Source organism: Rhizobium sp. 11_C7_N12_5, from assembly GCF_051811145.1.
Classification (GTDB): Bacteria; Pseudomonadota; Alphaproteobacteria; order Rhizobiales; family Rhizobiaceae; genus Rhizobium; species Rhizobium lusitanum.
Genome location: NZ_JBPWPY010000001.1, coordinates 2,805,065 through 2,823,687 on the forward strand (window position 1 = coordinate 2,805,065; position 18,623 = coordinate 2,823,687).

Annotated in this window: 20 protein-coding genes and 2 tRNA genes; 6 read left to right on the forward strand and 16 right to left on the reverse strand. The window is 57.3% G+C overall.

Features of this window, described 5'->3' with window-relative positions; genetic code table 11:
- The 11 genes from AB8B29_RS13805 to AB8B29_RS13855 all read right to left on the reverse strand — a co-directional run bounded on the left by AB8B29_RS13805 (position 1) and on the right by AB8B29_RS13855 (position 8,450).
- The gene (locus tag AB8B29_RS13805) at positions 1-1,947 is read right to left on the reverse strand and encodes a PrkA family serine protein kinase (RefSeq protein WP_037200054.1); all 1,947 of its coding nucleotides are present in this window, start codon (positions 1,945-1,947) and stop codon (positions 1-3) included.
- A gap of 337 nt (positions 1,948-2,284) precedes the next feature.
- A tRNA-Phe gene (locus AB8B29_RS13810) sits at positions 2,285-2,360 on the reverse strand.
- Between the two features lie 196 nt (positions 2,361-2,556).
- On the reverse strand, positions 2,557-2,772 hold the full coding sequence (gene yacG, locus AB8B29_RS13815) for a DNA gyrase inhibitor YacG (RefSeq protein ID WP_037200052.1): 216 nt from the start codon (positions 2,770-2,772) through the stop codon (positions 2,557-2,559).
- Between the two features lie 5 nt (positions 2,773-2,777).
- Entirely contained in the window at positions 2,778-3,398 is a 621-nt protein-coding gene (locus AB8B29_RS13820) for a Maf-like protein (protein WP_047555254.1), read from the reverse strand.
- Between the two features lie 114 nt (positions 3,399-3,512).
- The gene (gene infA, locus AB8B29_RS13825; RefSeq protein ID WP_004117876.1) at positions 3,513-3,731 is read right to left on the reverse strand and encodes a translation initiation factor IF-1; all 219 of its coding nucleotides are present in this window, start codon (positions 3,729-3,731) and stop codon (positions 3,513-3,515) included.
- 142 nt (positions 3,732-3,873) lie between these two features.
- Positions 3,874-4,353, reverse strand: a complete 480-nt coding sequence (locus tag AB8B29_RS13830; protein WP_113119064.1) for an arsenate-mycothiol transferase ArsC — start codon at positions 4,351-4,353, stop codon at positions 3,874-3,876.
- Between the two features lie 5 nt (positions 4,354-4,358).
- Positions 4,359-4,832, reverse strand: a complete 474-nt coding sequence (locus AB8B29_RS13835; protein WP_037200050.1) for a UPF0262 family protein — start codon at positions 4,830-4,832, stop codon at positions 4,359-4,361.
- A 3-nt stretch (positions 4,833-4,835) separates the two neighbouring features.
- Entirely contained in the window at positions 4,836-6,134 is a 1,299-nt protein-coding gene (hisD, locus tag AB8B29_RS13840; RefSeq protein ID WP_439006688.1) for a histidinol dehydrogenase, read from the reverse strand.
- A 60-nt stretch (positions 6,135-6,194) separates the two neighbouring features.
- Positions 6,195-6,638: a DUF2948 family protein gene (locus AB8B29_RS13845; RefSeq protein WP_037200049.1), complete on the reverse strand. Its 444-nt coding sequence runs from the start codon at positions 6,636-6,638 to the stop codon at positions 6,195-6,197.
- 133 nt (positions 6,639-6,771) lie between these two features.
- Positions 6,772-8,064 (reverse strand): UDP-N-acetylglucosamine 1-carboxyvinyltransferase, encoded by a 1,293-nt coding sequence (gene murA, locus AB8B29_RS13850; RefSeq protein ID WP_047555253.1) that lies wholly within the window; start codon positions 8,062-8,064, stop codon positions 6,772-6,774.
- 113 nt (positions 8,065-8,177) lie between these two features.
- A complete protein-coding gene (locus AB8B29_RS13855) occupies positions 8,178-8,450 on the reverse strand; it encodes a hypothetical protein (RefSeq protein WP_234903754.1) in 273 nt (90 codons plus the stop codon).
- 155 nt (positions 8,451-8,605) lie between these two features.
- Here AB8B29_RS13855 and AB8B29_RS13860 point away from each other — a divergent pair.
- The 5 genes from AB8B29_RS13860 to AB8B29_RS13880 all read left to right on the forward strand — a co-directional run bounded on the left by AB8B29_RS13860 (position 8,606) and on the right by AB8B29_RS13880 (position 13,139).
- Positions 8,606-8,680, forward strand: a tRNA-Thr gene (locus tag AB8B29_RS13860).
- Positions 8,681-8,919: 239 nt separating this feature from the next.
- Entirely contained in the window at positions 8,920-9,390 is a 471-nt protein-coding gene (locus AB8B29_RS13865; RefSeq protein ID WP_439006558.1) for a hypothetical protein, read from the forward strand.
- A gap of 299 nt (positions 9,391-9,689) precedes the next feature.
- Positions 9,690-10,607 carry a hypothetical protein gene (locus tag AB8B29_RS13870; protein WP_439006559.1) on the forward strand — a complete coding sequence of 306 codons (918 nt, stop codon included), beginning with the start codon at positions 9,690-9,692 and terminating at the stop codon, positions 10,605-10,607.
- Positions 10,607-11,101, forward strand: coding sequence for a hypothetical protein (locus tag AB8B29_RS13875; protein WP_439006560.1), 495 nt, complete (start codon positions 10,607-10,609; stop codon positions 11,099-11,101). The genes AB8B29_RS13870 and AB8B29_RS13875 overlap by 1 nt, the downstream gene beginning before the upstream one ends.
- Positions 11,082-13,139: a hypothetical protein gene (locus tag AB8B29_RS13880; RefSeq protein ID WP_439006561.1), complete on the forward strand. Its 2,058-nt coding sequence runs from the start codon at positions 11,082-11,084 to the stop codon at positions 13,137-13,139. The genes AB8B29_RS13875 and AB8B29_RS13880 overlap by 20 nt, the downstream gene beginning before the upstream one ends.
- Positions 13,140-13,366: 227 nt before the next feature.
- On the opposite strand, the gene AB8B29_RS13885 is transcribed toward AB8B29_RS13880, so the two are convergent.
- Entirely contained in the window at positions 13,367-13,591 is a 225-nt protein-coding gene (locus AB8B29_RS13885; protein WP_439006562.1) for a hypothetical protein, read from the reverse strand.
- Between the two features lie 115 nt (positions 13,592-13,706).
- Here AB8B29_RS13885 and AB8B29_RS13890 point away from each other — a divergent pair, with 115 nt between their 5' ends.
- Complete coding sequence (locus AB8B29_RS13890) at positions 13,707-14,231, forward strand: PIN domain-containing protein (protein ID WP_439006563.1); 525 nt, start codon at positions 13,707-13,709, stop codon at positions 14,229-14,231.
- 6 nt (positions 14,232-14,237) lie between these two features.
- Here the strand turns inward: AB8B29_RS13890 and AB8B29_RS13895 are convergent, their stop codons facing one another.
- From AB8B29_RS13895 to AB8B29_RS13910, 4 genes are all read right to left on the reverse strand, one after another.
- Complete coding sequence (locus AB8B29_RS13895) at positions 14,238-15,104, reverse strand: hypothetical protein (RefSeq protein ID WP_439006564.1); 867 nt, start codon at positions 15,102-15,104, stop codon at positions 14,238-14,240.
- Positions 15,105-15,144: 40 nt separating this feature from the next.
- The gene (locus AB8B29_RS13900; RefSeq protein ID WP_439006565.1) at positions 15,145-15,951 is read right to left on the reverse strand and encodes a metallophosphoesterase; all 807 of its coding nucleotides are present in this window, start codon (positions 15,949-15,951) and stop codon (positions 15,145-15,147) included.
- 80 nt (positions 15,952-16,031) lie between these two features.
- Positions 16,032-17,828, reverse strand: a complete 1,797-nt coding sequence (locus tag AB8B29_RS13905) for an AAA family ATPase (RefSeq protein ID WP_439006566.1) — start codon at positions 17,826-17,828, stop codon at positions 16,032-16,034.
- Between the two features lie 167 nt (positions 17,829-17,995).
- Positions 17,996-18,592, reverse strand: coding sequence for a hypothetical protein (locus AB8B29_RS13910; RefSeq protein ID WP_439006567.1), 597 nt, complete (start codon positions 18,590-18,592; stop codon positions 17,996-17,998).
- Positions 18,593-18,623: the final 31 nt, after the last annotated feature.

Consider the following 18,623-nt stretch of genomic DNA (forward strand, 5'->3'; position numbering starts at 1 on the left):
TCATCCCGCCTGTTTCACACGCATGTACCATTCCACAAGCCGTCGAACCTGACGCTCGGTATAACCCCGCGCCATCATGCGCTCGACGAATTCGCCATGTTTCTTTTCGGACTCGCCGTCCTTCTTGGACCCGAACGAGATAACAGGCAGAAGATCCTCGACCTGGGAGAACATCCGCTTTTCGATGACTTCGCGGATTTTCTCGTAGCTCGTCCAGGATGGATTCTTGCCGCCGTGACTCGCCCGCGCCCTCAGGCAGAACTTGACGATCTCGTTGCGGAAATCCTTCGGGTTGGCAATACCGGCCGGTTTCTCGATCTTGGTGAGTTCCTGATTGAGAAGCTCGCGGTCCAGAAGCTGACCTGTATCGGGATCCTTGAAGTCGACATCCTCGATCCAGGCGTCGGCGTAGTCGACGTAGCGATCAAAGAGGTTCTGTCCGTAATCCGAATAGGACTCCAGATAGGCCTTCTGGATCTCATGCCCGATGAATTCCGCGTACCGCGGCCCGAGTTCGCTCTTGATGAACTCGATGTAGAGCTTCTCGGTTTCGAGCGGCAGCTGCTCCCTGCGGATCGACTGCTCCAGCATGTACATCAGGTGCACCGGATCGGCGCCGATCTCGGTGGTGTCGTAGTTGAAGGTCGCCGCCAGCACCTTGAAGGCAAAGCGGGTCGAAGCCCCGTCCATGCCTTCGTCGACGCCGGCAGAGTCGCGATATTCCTGCACGCTGCGCGCTCTCGGATCGGTCTCCTTCAGGCTCTCGCCGTCATAGACCCGAAGCTTGGAGAAAGCAGTCGAGTTCTCATGCTTGGAGAGCCGCGTCAGAACCGTGAAGCGGGCGAGCGTCTCCAAAGTCGACGGCGCGCACGGCGCGTCGCTGAGCTCGGATTCCTCGATCAGCTTCTCGTAGATCTTCTGCTCTTCGGTGACCCGCAGGCAATAAGGCACCTTGACCACGCAGATGCGGTCGATGAACGCCTCATTGTTCTTGTTAGCCTTGAAGGTCTGCCACTCCGACTCGTTCGAATGGGCGAGAATGATGCCGGAGAAGGGAATGGCGCCGATATTCTCGGTGCCGATATAATTGCCTTCCTGGGTCGCCGTCAGCAGCGGATGCAGCATCTTGATCGGCGCCTTGAACATCTCGACGAACTCGAGAATGCCCTGGTTGGCGCGGTTCAGCGCACCCGAATAGCTGTAGGCGTCGGGATCGTTCTGCGCCAGGCTTTCGAGCTTGCGGATATCCACCTTGCCGACCAGCGAGGAGATATCCTGGTTGTTCTCGTCGCCCGGCTCCGTCTTGGCGACGGCAATTTGTCGCAGCCTGGAGGGCTGCATCCGGACGATGCGGAAACGGGAAATATCGCCTTCGAACTCTTCCAGCCGCTTCAGGCACCATGGACTCATGAGGCCGGTCAGGCGGCGACGCGGAATGCCGTAGCGCTCCTCGATCATCGGCCCCATGGTGACGGGGTCGAACAGGCTGAGCGGACTTTCGAAGACCGGGCTCAGCTCATTGCCGGCCTTGAGCACATAGATCGGATGCACTTCCATCAGCGACTTCAGCCGCTCGGCAAGTGAGGATTTGCCTCCGCCGACAGGCCCGAGCAGATAGAGGATCTGTTTACGCTCTTCCAGCCCTTGCGCTGCATGACGGAAGAAGGCGACGATGCGTTCGATCGTCTCCTCCATGCCGAAAAAGCCGGCAAAGGCGGGATAGGTCCGGATTGTCCGGTTCATAAAGATACGCCCAAGTCTGGTGTCCTTGGCCGTATCGATCAGCAGTGGTTCTCCCATCGCGGCCAGCAGGCGCTCCGACGCATTTGCGTACATGAGCGGATCATCCCGGCACGCATCCAGGTATTCGGAGAATGACATCTCGACTTCGCGCCGTGCTTCGAAAGAACGGGCGAACGTGTTGAATAGCACATCGTTATTTGACATGGCGCCTCGATAGCTTGCTATTGCAATAAACGCCGGACTTAACGAGATCACTTATCCCGCTAGTATCTAAGGTGCGGTAAGAGTCGCTTCGAATCAATAGGTGACCCGTACAATAATTCGTACGCTTGATTGCAAATGTCATCAACATGTTGAAGGGACCATGCACCGAATTAATGAAGAACGCCCTTAAGTTGTTGCAATCAACGACACCCCATCAAGGGATGTACACCCTCGAAAAGACAACTTGACCGGCTTTCCCATGCGGGAAGCCCGGCTTTGATGAACCGAGCGAGACCAGCGTCAATCCGACAATATCAGCATAATTTTGGAGAAAAGATGGTGCCCAGAGCCGGAATCGAACCAGCGACACGCGGATTTTCAATCCGCTGCTCTACCAACTGAGCTATCTGGGCATCCGAGCTTCGCGTACGGATAAGAGCCTTGAAAGGCTCTGGGCGGTTGGTTCGCCCCGGAAGCGAGCGGGGTTATAGCATCTTGTTCGTCCATGTCCAGCCGCAAATGACTCTTTTTTGACAGGAAATGGAGTTTTGGCAATTCACGAGCAAAATGAAGGGGTTCGCAACGCCGAACAACGCCGGGAAGCGGTGTTTACTCGCTCTCGGAGCCGTCGGCTTTCTCCTCTTCCTCGGTAACGGGAATGGCGTAGGAGCCATTGAGCCACCGCGAAAGATCGAGCGAACGGCAGCGATCCGAACAGAAGGGATAGTGTTCGCGTACCGAAGGACGGCCGCATTCCGCGCAAGCGCGCGTCTTGCGCAGCGGCTCGATCTTCGAGCCCACCTTGATCTCACCAACCTTCGTCATGATTCCTATCCTTCCTGCCATCCGGCGTGAACGTCGAATCCCTCGCCCGCCAGCAAAAGCATGGTCTCATAAAGCGGCAATCCGACGACATTGCTGTAGGAGCCGATCAGCTTCTGCACGAAGGAGCCTGCAAGCCCCTGGATGCCATAGGCTCCGGCCTTGCCCCGCCACTGGCCGGACGCCAGATACATTTCGATATCGCGGCTGGAAAGCCGCTTGAAGCGCACCTTGGTCTCCACAACTTTCTGACGCAGCTTGCGGTCCGGGGTGATCAGGCAGATCCCGGTATAGACGACATGGCCTCGTCCCGAGAGAAGATGCAGGGCCGAAGAGGCTTCGTCGACGAACTCCGCCTTCGGCAGGATACGCCGGCCGACGGCAACGACCGTATCGGCGGAGAGAATATAGCTGCTCTGCCAGGCGACATCGCTCTTCACGGCCGCGAACGCCGCCTCGCCCTTCTCAGCCGAAAGCCGCCGCGCCAGCGAGCGCGGATGCTCCGACTTCTTCGGCGTCTCGTCGATGTCCATGGGCATGAGACGTGAAGGCTCGATGCCTGACTGGTGCAGGAGCTCGACGCGACGCGGCGATCCGGAAGCCAGTATCAGCTTGTGTTTCAACGCCATCAGACCTCGACCTGTCATGCGGGGATGAGAACCGACTCCAGAGCATGATGCCGAAAAGTGTTAGGGGATTTCGGGCGACATCATGCTCTACTTCTTTGAACCCAGAGCGGCGGACTACTTGAAACGGTAGGTGATGCGGCCCTTGGTCAGGTCATAGGGGGTCATTTCCACCAGCACCTTGTCGCCGGCAAGAACGCGGATGCGGTTCTTGCGCATGCGGCCTGCCGTGTGGGCGATGATCTCGTGCTCGTTTTCCAGCTTCACGCGGAATGTCGCGTTCGGCAGGAGTTCGGTGACGACACCGGGAAATTCGAGGACTTCTTCTTTCGGCATTAAAGCTTCTTTTCCTGTCGGTTGAGGTCGGCGCCCATGGCAAAAAGCCGGGGGTCGCCGGAAATTGCGCGGAAACTACACAATCGCCGCGGTTTTGTGAACCTCGTTGATAAGGGTTTCTGCATTTGTTTCATCCGCAGCTCTAAAGCGAGCCGCGATGTTCCACAAGTCGGCTTTCGATCAGCCCGAGAAGATAGTCCCGAACCTCGCGATAGGCGGCGAGAACCTGCTCGCGGGTTCCGTCCGTCGCGGAGGGATCCATGGTCGGCCAATAAATGACATCCACGGCATTGGCCCTGGTCAATTCAAGGGCGGCGTGATGCGCCTCCGGCGAGAGCGTGATGATGACATCGAAGAAATCATCCTCCAGCTCCTCCATGGTCTGCGGCTGCCGGCGGCCGAGCGAAAGCCCCATCTCATCAAGCACGACATCGACGAAGGGATTGCGCTCGCCGGCGCGCACGCCCGCCGAGGCGATATAGGTGCCCTGCGGCAGCATATAGCGCGCGATCGCCTCGGCCATCGGCGAGCGGATGGTATTGAGCCCGCACATGAAGAGGATGGCGCCGGGCGCTTTGCCACCATGCTCGCCCCTCTGCCTCTGCTCTGGCACCCGCCCCATGACAGTCACCCGCGCCAATAGAGCACGCAGACAAGCGTAAAGAGCCGGCGGGCTGTGTCGAAATCCATGACGATCTTGCCGTTCAGCCGGTCCATCAGCGTCCGGGAGCCTTCGTTGTGGATGCCGCGCCGGCCCATGTCGATCGCCTCGATGCGACTGGGCGTGGAGGAGCGTATCGCCTCGTAGTAGCTCTCGCAGATCATGAAGTAATCCTTCACGATGCGGCGGAACGGTGTCAGCGACAGGATGTGCGTGGCGACGACGACGCCATCTTCCGTGCGGATATCGAAGACCAGCTTCTGGTCGACCAGCGACAGATTGAGCAGATAGGGGCCACCCTTGTGTCCCACGGGCTCGAAGCTGTTTTCCTCGATCAGGTCGAAGATGGCGACGGCGCGCTCATGTTCGACATCCGGCGTCGAGCGGCCGATCGTGTCGTCCAGGACAACGTCGCTCAGCCGGAAGACGCCTTCAGCCATGCCTCACCCCTCGAGATTGAGGCGGATCGCGACGGACCGCGCGTGTGCGTCCAGCCCCTCGGAATTGGCAAGCGCGATCGCCGCCGGCCCGAGCGTGCGTAGCTGTTCTGGCCCGAGCCGCAGGATCGACGTGCGCTTGACGAAATCGAGCACGGAAAGGCCGGACGAGAAGCGGGCGGAACGGGCCGTCGGCAGCACATGGTTTGAGCCGCCGACATAATCGCCGATCACTTCGGGCGTATGGCGGCCGACGAAGATGGCGCCGGCATTGCGGATACCGGCAAGCAACGCGTCGGGATCGTCGACGGCGAGTTCCACATGCTCGGCGGCGATACGGTTGGCAAGCGGAACGGCCTGCCTCAGATCGGCTACCTGGATGATGGCGCCGAAATCCCGCCAGCTTGCCGCCGCCGTCTGCGCCCGGCTCAACTGCTTGAGCTGGCGCTCGACGGCGCCTTCGACAGCCTTGCCGAATTCGGCATCGTCGGTGATCAGGATCGACTGCGCGCCCTCGTCATGCTCGGCCTGCGCCAAGAGATCGGCGGCGAGCCAATCCGGATCGTTGTTCTTGTCGGCGATGACGAGCACTTCCGAAGGGCCGGCGATCATATCGATGCCGACGGTGCCGAAAACATGCCGCTTGGCGGCGGCCACATAGGCATTGCCGGGGCCGGTAATCTTGTAGACCGGAGCAATCGTCTCCGTGCCATAGGCAAGAGCCGCGATCGCCTGCGCGCCGCCGATGCGGTAGATCTCCTCGACGCCGGCCATGCGGGCAGCGGCCAGCACCGCCGGGTTGATGGCGCCGCCCATGGTCGGCACCGTGATGACGACACGCTCGACGCCGGCGACCTTGGCCGGCACGGCATTCATCAGCACAGAGCTCGGATAGCTTGCCGTACCACCCGGCACATAGAGGCCGACGGCTTCGATCGCCGTCCAGCGCGAGCCGAGGCCGACGCCGTGATCGTCCTCATAGATATCGTCCTTCGGCAATTGCCGGCGATGATGCGATTCGATGCGGGTGGCGGCAACCTTGAGCGCCCCCAGCACCTCGGAGGGAACGGCTGCGATCGCCGCATCGATTTCGGCTTCGGCGACGCGCATGGGCGTCGTGGCGAAATCGATGCCTTCGAATTTCTGGGAATAGTGAGCAAGGGCGGCATCGCCGCGCGTCCGCACATCGTCGATGATGCCTCGCACCACGGCATTCACATCTTCGGACACTTCCCGTTTGGTCGTCAGAAAGGCGGCAAACTGCTGCTCGAAACCTTCCGATGCCTGATCCAGCCAGATAGCCAACGCTGATAATCCTCTTTCATCGAGGCCGCCCTGAGCGGCCGGCATTCATCGATCGCCTGCCTATTCGCCCGCATCCGGATGGCGGGGCTTATGCGCGGTTTCCCATGCGCCGCCGATATCGGCAAGCTGAACCTCGATGCATTCGACATCGAGCGCAATGGTGGCCTTGCCGGCAAGCGTCAGCTCGATCGTACCGTCAGGCCCCTCGCCCTTCTGCTCGAAGCGGATGGCGAGCAGCGACAGCACCTCGTCGCGGTTGCGCCGGTCGACGCCATTGGAGCGCACGGCCTGCACCCGCTTGAACACCAGCGCGGCGCGATGGCGCTGATAGGGCTTGCCGCGCTCACCCGATTGTTCCCAGGCAAAACGATTGGCCGCAAGCGAGAACTGCCCGAGCGTCGGCGCAAAGGACATGTCGCCGACCTTGAAGACGCTATCCTGCATATGCGCGGATATGACGCCCAGATCTTCGTTGTCGAGTGCCATTAGCTTCAGATCGCCCATTCGCCCTTTATCCCCGATCGCACAATCGAAACGCCGTAACAGACGTTTCCCTTCTGTGGACATAGGATGCGAGCGCAAAAGACGCAACCGAAGAAAGCGGGCTCGCCCGCTCTCTGCACGACAAGAAATAATTTTAGTCGCTGATGCGCTCGACCACCGCGCCGCAGCGCGTCAGCTTGTCTTCCAGCCGCTCGAAGCCACGATCGAGATGATAGATGCGCGACACCACAGTCTCACCCTCGGCGGCAAGTCCGGCGATGACGAGCGAGACGGAGGCGCGAAGATCGGTCGCCATGACCGGCGCGCCCTTCAGCCGCTCGACACCCTCGATGCGGGCCGTCTGGCCGGAAAGCGAGATCCTGGCGCCGAGACGGGCCAGTTCCTGCACATGCATGAAGCGGTTTTCGAAGATGGTTTCGGTGATATGCGCGGTACCGGACGAGCGCGTCATCAGCGCCATGAACTGCGCCTGCAGGTCGGTCGGGAAGCCGGGGAAGGGATCGGTGACGATATCGACCGGCTGGATGCCGCCGCCGTTGCGCTTGATGCGGATGCCGTTATTGGTCGCCGAAATATCGGCGCCGGCGCGGCGCAGGCTTTCGAGCGCGGTATCAAGCAGCGCCATGTCGGTATTTTCCAGGCGGACATCACCGCCGGCCATGGCGACGGCCATGGCATAGGTGCCGGTCTCGATACGGTCAGGCAGAACGCGGTGGCGGGCGCCGGAGAGCGAGGTGACGCCCTCGATGGTAATCGTGCTGGTGCCGGCGCCGGAAATCTTGGCGCCCATCGCGATCAGGCAATTGGCAAGATCGACGATTTCGGGCTCGCGTGCCGCATTGCCGATGACGGTCGTGCCGCGGGCAAGCGTCGCCGCCATCATCATTACATGCGTGGCACCAACCGAAACCTTCGGGAAGACATAGCGCGCGCCGATGAGGCCGCCCTTGGGCGCCGTGGCGTTGATATAGCCGGCGTCGATTTCCATGGTGGCGCCGAGCGCCTCAAGACCCTCGATGAACAGATCGACCGGACGCGTGCCGATGGCGCAGCCGCCCGGCAGCGACACGCGCGCCTGGCCCTCGCGGGCAAGCAGCGGCCCGATGACCCAGAAGCTCGCGCGCATCTTGGCGACCAGCTCATAAGGCGCTGTCGTATCGACGATGGTGCGGCAGGTGAAATGGATGGTGCGGGAATAGCCGTCTTCCTGGCGCTCGCGCCGGCCGTTGACGGCGACGTCGACGCCATGGTTGCCGAGGATGCGCATCAGAAGCTCGACATCGGCCAGATGCGGCACGTTCTCCAGCGTCAGCGTATCGCTGGTCAAAAGCGAGGCGATCATCAGCGGCAGGGCGGCATTCTTGGCGCCGGAGATCGGAATGATACCGTTTAGCTCGTTGCCGCCGACAATCCTGATACGATCCATATGTGCAATACGGGCGAGGCCCGCCTTTCCTGAAGTTCCGTCCGCCTGGGAAAAAGCGCTCTTTAGACGAAATAGATTAAGGCTTCAATTCGTTTGATGATGGGCGACATCAATCATTGCGATTCGTCCATTTTTGCGGCAGCGTCCGGCTCATCCCCAGCTTTTGCAGCCGGCAGCCCATCCGTCTCGTCCGCCTGCCCGGCGCGGCGGGCGCGCACCTGCTGCTTGCGACGCGACAGATTCTCGCGCAGCTTCAGCGCCGCGCGTTCGCGCCGCCTGTCCGCCTCGGTTATCTGCTTGCCGCCCGCGGGCTCACCCGCCTCGCCGGCGGTCAAACCGCCCTGCAAAACCTTGCCGTCATCGATTTTTGTCTTGTCCGCACCCATCTCTTCGTCATAGCGGAAAACCCCGCCCGTCAAAAGACCGACACATTTTTTCCCACGATCTTTCACCGAAGTTGAAAATTGCGGCTTGCACTCAGCCCCGACCTATGGCAATAGCCGCCTCGCCCAATACGGCGCACTTAACCGCGCCACGGTATGCTGCTATAGCTCAGGGGTAGAGCACTCCCTTGGTAAGGGAGAGGCCGAGAGTTCAAATCTCTCTAGCAGCACCAGTTTCTGTCAGGCTTTCCAGCTCTTTGAAAGAAACTTATTGGTGCGGGCCGTCAGGTTTGTCCCTACGACGCACATCTGTGGTCAAGAGTGCCGTTATCGCTGTCCGTGAGCGACTTGGCTGCGAATAATTGGCCAGCCCGGCGTCTTGATGCAGGTGGCCGACCTCTCGAAAACTCATCATTCTTGAAATTGATTTGTGGGCGTCGCATTGTGCGCATCGCTTGCCTAGGACCTTGCCATGCACGAAAAGTTCCGCGCCTACACGGAAGCTCTTCACCCAAAATTCGAAGCTTTGATAGGAATGAGCCCTGTCACCAAGGGTACCCTACCTCCTGAGATGAAGGGCGCGGGCGTCTACATGTTCTCAGAGAACGGACGTCACCTCTATGTCGGGCGGACCCGCAACGTCCGTAGTCGGTACGGCCAGCATACTCGGACAGGCACTGGCCACAACAACGCTCCGTTCGCCTTCAAACTGGCGCGAGAGGCGACCGGGATACTGAAGAGCACCTATAAGAGCGACGAAACGTCACGAGCCAACCTGATGCTCAACTCAGACTTTCTAGAAGCGTTCAACAACGCGCTCGCACGGATGCGGGCGATGGAATTTCGGTTCGTTGAGGAAACAGACCCAACGCGGCAATGCCTTCTGGAAATTTACGTGAGCGTTGTCTGCGGCAGCCCATACAACGACTTCGACACGCACTGATGGTATCTGTGCTACGCACAGCGTGACAGCGGTCTTGAATTGGAAAGTTGGCGCATGGGTGTGCGCCTGATTTGATGCCAGCACCACGGTCGAAACTAATTCGGGCACCCCGCTGCTTGTGAGGCTGGGAAGCGCGACCCCGAATTCGATCCTTGGTCAGGTCACACCATCGAAAGTACAACGGTCAGCCGTGTCGATGTCTAGCGTTACACGGATGACGCCATCTAATTAAACAAGTTCAATTTTTCCGATTGTGCAGTCCCGAGCGGAGTTCTAGGTTGCCCTCGGGGGCTCAATGAATGGAACATAACTTTCGCCGGACCTGGGACGGAATCGCGTGGCAGCGTCACGCGCACATCTTGGTGCAGATGCGCCATGGCGCGTCCAACGTGCAACGGGTCCCAGACAAGGTCAATGGTGATGCGGGCCTTGAGTTTTTTACGCTTGATGGATGTCTGTATCAGTGCTTCGCTCCCGAAGACCCCGGCAACACGCCGAAAACATCGAGCGCGATGAAGCAGAAGGCTACACGCGACCTTCCCAAGCTCAAAGAGTACGAAGATACCCTGGCAAAGCTACTTTGCGGGTTGAAATGCAGCCGATGGATTTTGTTTTGTCCCGTTCTGGATGACAAGGCTGTTATAGCTCACGTGAGAGCAAAAGGCGCTGAAGTTGCGGCTCTCGGGCTTTCGTTTTTGTCGGCGGATTTTGAGGCTCTAGTACAATCGCAAGATGATTTCACTGCTGAAGCAACCAAACTCAGGGAGTTGCCAATTGGCCCTGACCTCCTCATAGCTCAGCCCAGCGAAGAGGAGATCACCGCCCAAGAGTCTACCGATTTGGTCGTTACGCTTGATGGGAAGTTGAGCCGAGCGTATCCCTTGGTTACGGAATCCAAGCGAACAAAAATACGCAGAACTTACGTCAAAAATCATATCAAGGGTGGCAACACGTTAGCCTCACTCAAGTCGGAGCATCCCATGCTGTGGGAACGTGCCTGGCAGACGATAAGTGCTGAGGAATCACGACTTGAAATGCTAGGCGCTGCCGGAGAAGCTGCGCCCGCTGAACGACTGCAAGAAAGTCTCTCCAGGATTGAGGAAGGCCTGAGGAAGGACCTTCCGCATGTCGCTCACTCCACGCTCACTGCCATCTCGGCCGGTACGTTGTCTGACTGGCTGATGCGCTGCCCGTTAGATTTCGACGGAGACCCGTGATGTCGATGCTCCCTTCCCATTCTCCGTTCACTTTTCGAGAGCGCCCGACTCCAGTTCCAGGCGACCTGCGAATATCATGGCGGTTCGCTTTGAATTTGCTGATTGTTCAAAGGAGTCGGAGCAAACGCTCCTCATTGGCACGTCTTTATATTCTGAACGACGGAACGCGGTCATTCGAAGATGCTGACCTCTTAAGCGACATCCTGATGGGCGCAGCGCCGCTCGCAGATTTCCGTGTGAAAGTCGAACCTGCCCTTGGCCGAGCGCTGGACCTGATGGTGGGTGAAGGCTTGCTAGTATGGGAAACTGTGAGCGACCGGCTTGGGGTCGAACTTACGTCCTCTGGCCTGGCACTCGCTTCCGAAATTCAAAAAGACAAAAACATCATGGCTTTGGAAAAAGAGCGAATTGAGTTCATCTCTCCTCTCTTAACCGAAGGCCGGGTCACAGAGTTCCTGAAGGTGCGACCAAACAATGCTATTCTCGATCTCTAAAATCATTCTGGACGTGACTACAGCGTCGGCCGAGTTCGGAACGGCACTGGACCTGCGCCCAGGGTTAAATGTTGTGAAGGCCCCGAACAGCTTCGGGAAATCGACTTGCCTCCAAGCGGTCCTTTACGGTTTGGGCCTTGAGCGGATGCTTGGACCGCGTGTCGAAACGCCCTTTGGTCATGCATTGAAAGAATACATCCGAGAAACGCCAAATGGCACCCCGTTCCCCGTTCAGGCGTCCTTCGTAGAACTGGAGTTGCTAAACGCTAAACATGAGCGTTTAGCCATTCATCGAGACGTCAAAGGAGATTCTGACAGGCGATTGGTTCGCGCGCAGATCACCCATTCTAATGGTACGACTGAGCGGCGTGATTTCTTCCTCCACGATCCCGGCTCTGCTCAACGAGAAGACGGCTTCCACCATTTCCTTGCGTCATTCATCGGTTGGGAACTGCCTGAAGTTAGTACATTCGACGGCCGCGAAGTCCCACTGTATCTAGCAGCAATATTCCCAATGCTCTTTGTTGAGCAAAAACGTGGTTGGTCAGCGATCCAAGGCCCTTTTCCGACGTTTTTGAAAATTCAAGATATAGCACGCCGGTCGATGGAGTTTCTCCTTAAACTTGACGTCGGTGAACGACGAAGGCGTCGGCTAGAAATCCAAAAGAACGTTGCAGCGCTGGAGAGTGACTGGGCTGCGGCGCGGCAGCATCTGATAGGCAGACTTGGGAATCTTGCCAGATTAAGGAATATTCCAGCTTCACCGCCGAAGGAATTCTCTTCCGCTCCCGCTGTAGAGATCGAAGTTCACTTGGAAGGCGAATGGATTACAATTCAAGACGCCGTAAATTATACCAGCATCCTTGTTGACGAATTGGAAACGACTGAACTTCAGCAAACGGAAGAGGTCGCTCCTCTGCTGGAGGAGGAATTGGCTGCGGCTCAAGTCGAGGTTTCTCAACTCGAAGCGTCGATTGACGACCTTCGAACAGAGATGGCTGTGTCACGCGAGGAAATCAATGAGAATCGCAAGCGCATCAGCTCGCTCAAAAGCGATCTGGCTCGGAACCTTGATGCGCAAAAGCTGGAAAAATTCGGGTCTCGTCTCGGTCGCTCTGTATCCGACCATACGTGCCCCACCTGCCACCAGGAACTTGATGCGGAACTCCTACCGGTTGCGCAGGTAAAAGGCATGGCGATTGACGAGAATATTCGCTTTATCCGGTCCCAAATCGAACTATACGAAGCGAGCGCCGCCGCTACTGGAGAGCACGCCAAGAGCCTTCAGCTCGTATATGATTCCGTGTCTGGAGATTTGAGAGACAAGCTGGCTCGCATTCGTCAACTAGGTGATGCGTTACGCCGCCCTTCAAGCTCAATTGAACGTTCTTCCCTTGAAAAACTCGTCCGTCTCCAAGCCCGCCTTAAGCGGTTTGGTTCTATGCAGAGCGAGGCAGATGGACTGGCTGACCGCTTTGCCCACATCGCTCAGGTAGTCTCTGATCTTCGGGCACAGCTAGCGAAGTTGAAAGGCGATGACTTTACGGCTTCTGACAAGAACAAGATCGAATATTTTCAAGAGCGGCTGCAAGCTAGGTTGAGCGATTTCAGCTTCATCACGTTCCCAACCTCCCAGATTCGGGTGTCATTTGAAGATTTCAGGCCAGTTGCGGTGATTTCCGATGAAGATGGTGAAATTGCTGTCAGGGAACTAGGGTTCGAGATGTCCGGTAGTGATGCCATCCGAATGAAGTGGAGTTATTATCTCGCGTTGTTGGATGTAGCTGTGGCGTTCGATACTCATCATCCTTGCTTCATCGCATTTGACGAGCCGGATCAGCAGGCCATCGAAAGTAAAGATGTTCGAACATTTCTCCTCGAAACCGCCAAGTTTGGGGAACGTGCACAGGTTTTAGTCGCGGCAACAGCAGAAAAAATCGCTGGCTTCGATTCCGATTTGGTTACGGCGGGAGCCAACGTTATGAACTTTCGCGGCTACACGATAGGCCGCAGATACTCTGATTTACTCGGAAGATGAGATGAACAGAGCCGCGAAGAATTTCGCAAAGGAATTAGGCGATCAGCTCGTGGCGGCTGCACTCGTCATGTGACGGCCCAATACCCACAAAGGAGTGGGTCAAGGGCTTCGACCCCTGATCAGCAAACGCCCAGAAGGGACCAGGCATTCTTTTCGGTCTCGCTCGGTGAATAAGTGCTGCCGGGGCAATGATCGCTTGAGTCCCGGCCAGTCGCCATTTAGGGACTTTATTCCGATATCGGTCCCCCACGAGCCAAAAAATCCCTCGCTTCATTTGTCATCTGTGATCTTGAAATCTTAATCAAAAATTCGTGGCCGCCATCTTTTACCTTGAGCGTCCCAGTGGCTCGCAGCCGCTCAAAGAAACGCCGTAGCTCTCCCTCTTTCGGAATGGCGACCATGTCGGCTGACATTCCGTCTTGCTCTCTGGGATGTCTATCTTCTTTGCTCATAATTCGCTCCCATAAGCGGCGGCTCGAAACGCAATTCCGAGGGAATAAGGTCCGTTAATCGCCTGTTAACCATTATTTCGGACGTTGCTCGCATTCGAATTGAGCGGGCATTTCCATGACGACCGGATACTTACTCGATACGTGCGTTTTAAGCGAAACCAGCAGGGTTAAGCCGAACCCGCACGTCCTCCGGTTTATAAAAGGTGCGCCGAACCTCGTTATCCCAGCAGCTGCTATCGTCGAGTTTCAACAGGGGATCATGCAGCTTTGTTCTCGTGACCCCGTCAAAGCCGTCAGACTCACCACCTGGTACCAAGGGCTTATCGCCACCGGCATGCCGATCCTGGAGACAGGAAAGGAGGTTGCCGAGGTGTGGGGGAATTTGGCTGCCGATCCCCGACTCCGCAATCTCATCGTATCTCATCCAGGAGCGAAAAGAATTCGCTTCGGACAGGACCTCCATATCGCGGCAGCGGCGCTGGTGAGTCAATTGCCGATTGCAACCTTCAATATCAAAGACTTCCTACTGATCAATAGCTGCTACCCCCTTCCAGGCATTTACAATCCCCAAGACGACACGTGGCATGCTCGGTCTCTCATGTCTCTTCCTCTAGCAGAGCGAGCTAGCGCTTCTCCATAAGATAGCTCACTTTAGAACTTTCTCCACATGTACGTTAGTTGCGTCACCAGCATCGCTCGCGAGGTGTTTCGGTTTCTCCTGCTTAGCGACCAACATGCGACCTAAGCCGCCGAACGGGTAGCGACTCCACATATTGAACTTCCCGGTCGGCGGTGTACGGCAGTTTGATCCCCCACGCCCGCATTCGTGCGATGGCTTCTGTCGAGGAAATGCCCAGCCGGATGGTGACGATCCGCAGGCTGAGAGCGCCTGCTGACCACCCTTCCAGGATCGTCCGCCCATATCTGGATGTTCCGGTTTGAAGTGACTGTTATCCCCGTTTCGGAAAAGATCGATGGCCTTCAGAATACAACAAACGGCCTCCTCATCGGACATGTAACCGGCTTCGAAACCTGTCACCGAGGGCCAAGGTTCCTCGTGCCACCATCTCGGTGACCTTGTCCCTCGTTCGTTGCCACCCAATTCGAACCGCCAGTAACTCCCACGCGCACGAAAATAAAAATGATGTCCGTCTACCCTTCCCTCTGCCTGCACCGGCGTCCAGCCCGACAGGTGGTACAGTTCGAAATCCCTGAGCCATTCCAGCTCCCCTCGGGTATCAGCTGAGAGATGCAACCGGTGAAGGTCGAAGAGAGCGTCTTCTGGATCGTCAAACTCCAGGCCGAAACCAGCGTTGGCCATGGCGCGGAAAAAGTCTGACATCCTGCCTGCCACTCTGGGCGGGGCCCAAATGCCGTTATTGCGAATGTAGCCCGCCTCGTCGGCGAGTTGCTCGACCTCTCGCCTGTCTTCCGCCGACATCTTCTTTAAAGTGATCGCGTAGGTGCAGGAGCCGTTGCTCCAAAGTGGCTTTAGAACCAGCTTGCTGGACATTTTGATTTACTCCTTTGGGTACAGTCACATCCTTTCGGGTTCAAAGCTCGATCACGAAGCCATGGCGATACCCGTTTTTGCCACGTTCATGCCGATAGCCGAGTGGGTTGCAGATCACCCGGGTATGCCCCTCGACGTAGTCTTGGAACTGATGGATGTGGCCGTGAATCCAGATATCAAGTCGCCCGTTCTGGATGACGTCAGTGAGATCGCTGGCGAAAGCAGCGTTGGTGGCGTCACCCTGGTACTGTTTCAGCAATGGTCGTGGAGACGGCGCATGGTGCGTTAGAACGACGGTCTTGCCGGTCCAAGACTTTGCCATTTTCGCAGAGATGAAGGCCTTGCTCTCTGCATGCCTGGCGATAATCTCGCGACTAGTGATGAGCCGGGGCATTCCCTCACGAAACGGAGGCGAGCCGTAGATTTCGCGAAAATCGAGCATGCTTCTTCGGCAGAAGTACACGGCGGCCTCGGCACGATCAGGAAGCTGCAACTCATCGTCGATGCCCCACAGAACCTGATAGTCAGTCCATAGCGTCGCGCCAATGATCCTGACATGACCGATTTCGAGCGTTTCGTTTTCCAGAAGACGGATATTGCTTTCGCCGGTGGCCTTTCGCCCTTCCGACAGGGCACCGTCGATGGTGTTCCCATAATAGTCGTGGTTCCCAAGTACCATGACGACCGGCATTGTTGGAGCGATCCGACGTTTCAGGAATTCGAGGCCGAATGCGAGGAAACCAGAAATATCGCCTGCGCAGACGCAGATGTCGGCGCGAGGGATGTCAATTTCGGCAGTCATATCTGCGTGCGTGACGTGCATGTCCCTGATGATCCATGCTTTCATGGCTGTAACTTTCAAAGATGTGAGGGAAAAGGAGGCGCTGGATGCAGACGCATCGCGGGGCGCAAAAGAAGTGCGAGGCTTCAGGCCAAGGTCGCTATGCGAACGGAGGCGTCGAGCTTAGCCGCCATCTTTGCGACCTGATCGGCAGAAACTTTCCCCTTCGCCTCCAGCTCGTCGGCAATAGCCTCAACGAGTTTCAGCTGGCTGCGGATAATGTGCTTTGCCCGCTCGAATTCGATCCGGAGTACATCGTCCACCCAGACGGCGACACCAGGGTCGTGAAGTCGAAGTGTTTCAAGGTCGCGGTCGCTCTTCGCCAGGCTATGTCGAAGGCGATTACCCATGCCCATGCCGCTCTGTAGCATAGTAGCGATACGGGTGGCTTGGGCGAGATCAGAGTTCGGGCCCGCGCCACCTCCATCACTCACCGCCCCTAGGAGCACCTCCTCGGCAGCAATCCCCGCAAGCAACACTGCAATTCGATCTCTGTAGGTTTGGACGGTGCGGTATGCGACGTTGGGTACCTCGAAGTATGCCCCACCACCCGGCACCGTCTCACTGTCATTACGCGTATGATCGATGATCATGGCCCCGTAGAACTTGCCATGATCGAGCGCGATGACTGCAACGCTATGGCCTGCCTCATGAACCGCGAGCGCCCGCCGCAATTCGCCTGTGACCGCCACCATTTCTGGCAACGATTTCGCAATGTCAGCCATGGTGACATCCCGTTTGGCCCGTCGAGCAATACGCTTCGCATCTCGGGCCACCTTGGCGAGATCAGCTCCGGAAAACCCGTTGGTGGCTGCCATCAACTTTGGAAGCTGTTTCCTCGGCAGAGGTTGACCGAGTTGTTGCTGGAGGATGGCGATCCTGTCTGACGCAGTCGGGAGGGGAATAGCCACATGTCTGTTCAATCGCCCGGGTCGCAAAATGGCAGAATCGACACGACCGAGAGCATTGGTTGCGCCGATCACGACGACTCCTTCACGCCCGTCGAGCCCGTCCAAAAGCTCCAAAAAGCCATTCACCACCTGCGTGCTGTAGTCTTTGTTATCGGCCGAGAAGGAATTGCGGTCGCCGAAGCTGTCCAGCTCGTCACAGAATAGAATGCACGGTGCAGTTTCCTTCGCCTTCTCGAAGTCACCTCTCATAGCCTTCAACAGGTCACCAAGGTGACCTCTTGCTTGCCATCTCGCCAAAGATGTCGCGATGATCGGCACATTGCACTGCCGGGCCAGCGCGGCCGCAAATTGCGTCTTTCCAACTCCTGGCGGTCCTGACAGAACGATCCCAGTATCGACTTCTGACCAATCGATCTTACCTCGCTGCCAGTCGATCAAGTCCTGGGCAAGCTCCATTCCCCAATCCTTGGCTTGGCCATAGCCAAACATGCCCTGCAACGGCGGCAGGCTTTCGCTCTTGGCACTCGACGGTTTGGCATCAAGGGCAGATGCCTCGGCCAGACGCGCCAACGCGTTCCTGATTGGACGACCTCGCCGCAATGCCGCCCAAACATGCAGCAGTGGATAAGACATCGCCTCTTTCGCTTCAGTGGGACTGACGTCGATCTGATAAGCAATCCGGCATCCAATCCGAAAGTCCACAGTCGAGATCGGCGGGATGTCGACTTCGACGTCAACCTTCAATGAGACTTGAAAAGGAAGTTCGGCACCCTGTTCCCTGAAAATGAGAAGGCGGCGCTTTCGGCTGAAGTCCCCATCCATCCTCTTGAGAATGGTCCTTGGCTTATCGGTAGCCGCGATCATCATGTAGGCGATGTCATCCCGATCCGCAGAAAATCGAAGCAAGAGATTTTCGGCGCATGTATCGTAGTCCTCGCCAGATCGGTCTGACGGAACATTCAGCAGGACCACGCAGTCAGCGCCTCTGATAAAATCAGGGGCCTTCCTGAGTGCACGCCTAAGCGTGCAGTACAACGCGGCATCCTGTGGCGTCTTCAGTGAATACTTTGTTTTAGGCACAGTTACCCTCCTCGCGGCCTGAGCCACGACTTCGAACATGATATGTTGTGGTGATGGGTCTAGCCGCGATAGCGGCGAACAACGGTCTCTGGCCCGATGAGCGCAGTGTCGAGATCAATCTCGATCAAACGCGCAGCGACCATATTTGCGAGGCCACGTATAGGCTTGGTTTCCTGGAATACGGTGAGGCTTTCAGCCAGGGTCAGGGAAAATTGCTCATCCAGGACGGACAGCAATCTTACCCTATCCCCCAAGCTGACTTCACCGCCCGAGCATTGAAGCAGGTCTTTGCAATTCTTCAGACGGATTGGATCGATGTCTCCACGCGACATGGTCCGGTATGTGAACCCTTCGCGGATGATTGCCTCGGCCACCCACGGGGGCGGGCGACGCTGCCCAACGGCATCGATCACCAGGATATCAGACTGACGTTCGGCGACGAAATCGGGAGAATAGGCGTCAAACCCATGGCGCAGCTGTAGAGACCGGCAGTTCCAGCTCGAAATCTCGTCTTCGAATTCCAATAAGCACGCCACATCACGCGCCAGTTGGTCCCTGGCGACGAAACGGCCTACGCAACGGTTGAATTTGGGCTGGGAAAGAATGGTTTGCGACGTACGGGACGTCTTGCCAGAAGGCAACGACTGAATACTCATCTACACAACTCGAATATACACGCAATTGACG

Excerpts from the sequence above, each read along its gene's own strand:
- AB8B29_RS13805 (WP_037200054.1), bottom strand. The coding sequence starts at position 1,947 with ATGTCAAATAACGATGTGCTATTCAACACGTTCGCCCGTTCTTTCGAA.
- yacG (WP_037200052.1), bottom strand. The coding sequence starts at position 2,772 with ATGACGAAGGTTGGTGAGATCAAGGTGGGCTCGAAGATCGAGCCGCTG.
- AB8B29_RS13820 (WP_047555254.1), bottom strand. The coding sequence starts at position 3,398 with ATGGCGTTGAAACACAAGCTGATACTGGCTTCCGGATCGCCGCGTCGC.
- infA (WP_004117876.1), bottom strand. The coding sequence starts at position 3,731 with ATGCCGAAAGAAGAAGTCCTCGAATTTCCCGGTGTCGTCACCGAACTC.
- AB8B29_RS13830 (WP_113119064.1), bottom strand. The coding sequence starts at position 4,353 with ATGGGGCGGGTGCCAGAGCAGAGGCAGAGGGGCGAGCATGGTGGCAAA.
- AB8B29_RS13835 (WP_037200050.1), bottom strand. The coding sequence starts at position 4,832 with ATGGCTGAAGGCGTCTTCCGGCTGAGCGACGTTGTCCTGGACGACACG.
- AB8B29_RS13845 (WP_037200049.1), bottom strand. The coding sequence starts at position 6,638 with ATGGGCGATCTGAAGCTAATGGCACTCGACAACGAAGATCTGGGCGTC.
- murA (WP_047555253.1), bottom strand. The coding sequence starts at position 8,064 with ATGGATCGTATCAGGATTGTCGGCGGCAACGAGCTAAACGGTATCATT.
- AB8B29_RS13855 (WP_234903754.1), bottom strand. The coding sequence starts at position 8,450 with ATGGGTGCGGACAAGACAAAAATCGATGACGGCAAGGTTTTGCAGGGC.
- AB8B29_RS13865 (WP_439006558.1), top strand. The coding sequence starts at position 8,920 with ATGCACGAAAAGTTCCGCGCCTACACGGAAGCTCTTCACCCAAAATTC.
- AB8B29_RS13870 (WP_439006559.1), top strand. The coding sequence starts at position 9,690 with ATGGAACATAACTTTCGCCGGACCTGGGACGGAATCGCGTGGCAGCGT.
- AB8B29_RS13875 (WP_439006560.1), top strand. The coding sequence starts at position 10,607 with ATGTCGATGCTCCCTTCCCATTCTCCGTTCACTTTTCGAGAGCGCCCG.
- AB8B29_RS13880 (WP_439006561.1), top strand. The coding sequence starts at position 11,082 with ATGCTATTCTCGATCTCTAAAATCATTCTGGACGTGACTACAGCGTCG.
- AB8B29_RS13885 (WP_439006562.1), bottom strand. The coding sequence starts at position 13,591 with ATGAGCAAAGAAGATAGACATCCCAGAGAGCAAGACGGAATGTCAGCC.
- AB8B29_RS13890 (WP_439006563.1), top strand. The coding sequence starts at position 13,707 with ATGACGACCGGATACTTACTCGATACGTGCGTTTTAAGCGAAACCAGC.
- AB8B29_RS13895 (WP_439006564.1), bottom strand. The coding sequence starts at position 15,104 with ATGTCCAGCAAGCTGGTTCTAAAGCCACTTTGGAGCAACGGCTCCTGC.
- AB8B29_RS13900 (WP_439006565.1), bottom strand. The coding sequence starts at position 15,951 with ATGAAAGCATGGATCATCAGGGACATGCACGTCACGCACGCAGATATG.
- AB8B29_RS13910 (WP_439006567.1), bottom strand. The coding sequence starts at position 18,592 with ATGAGTATTCAGTCGTTGCCTTCTGGCAAGACGTCCCGTACGTCGCAA.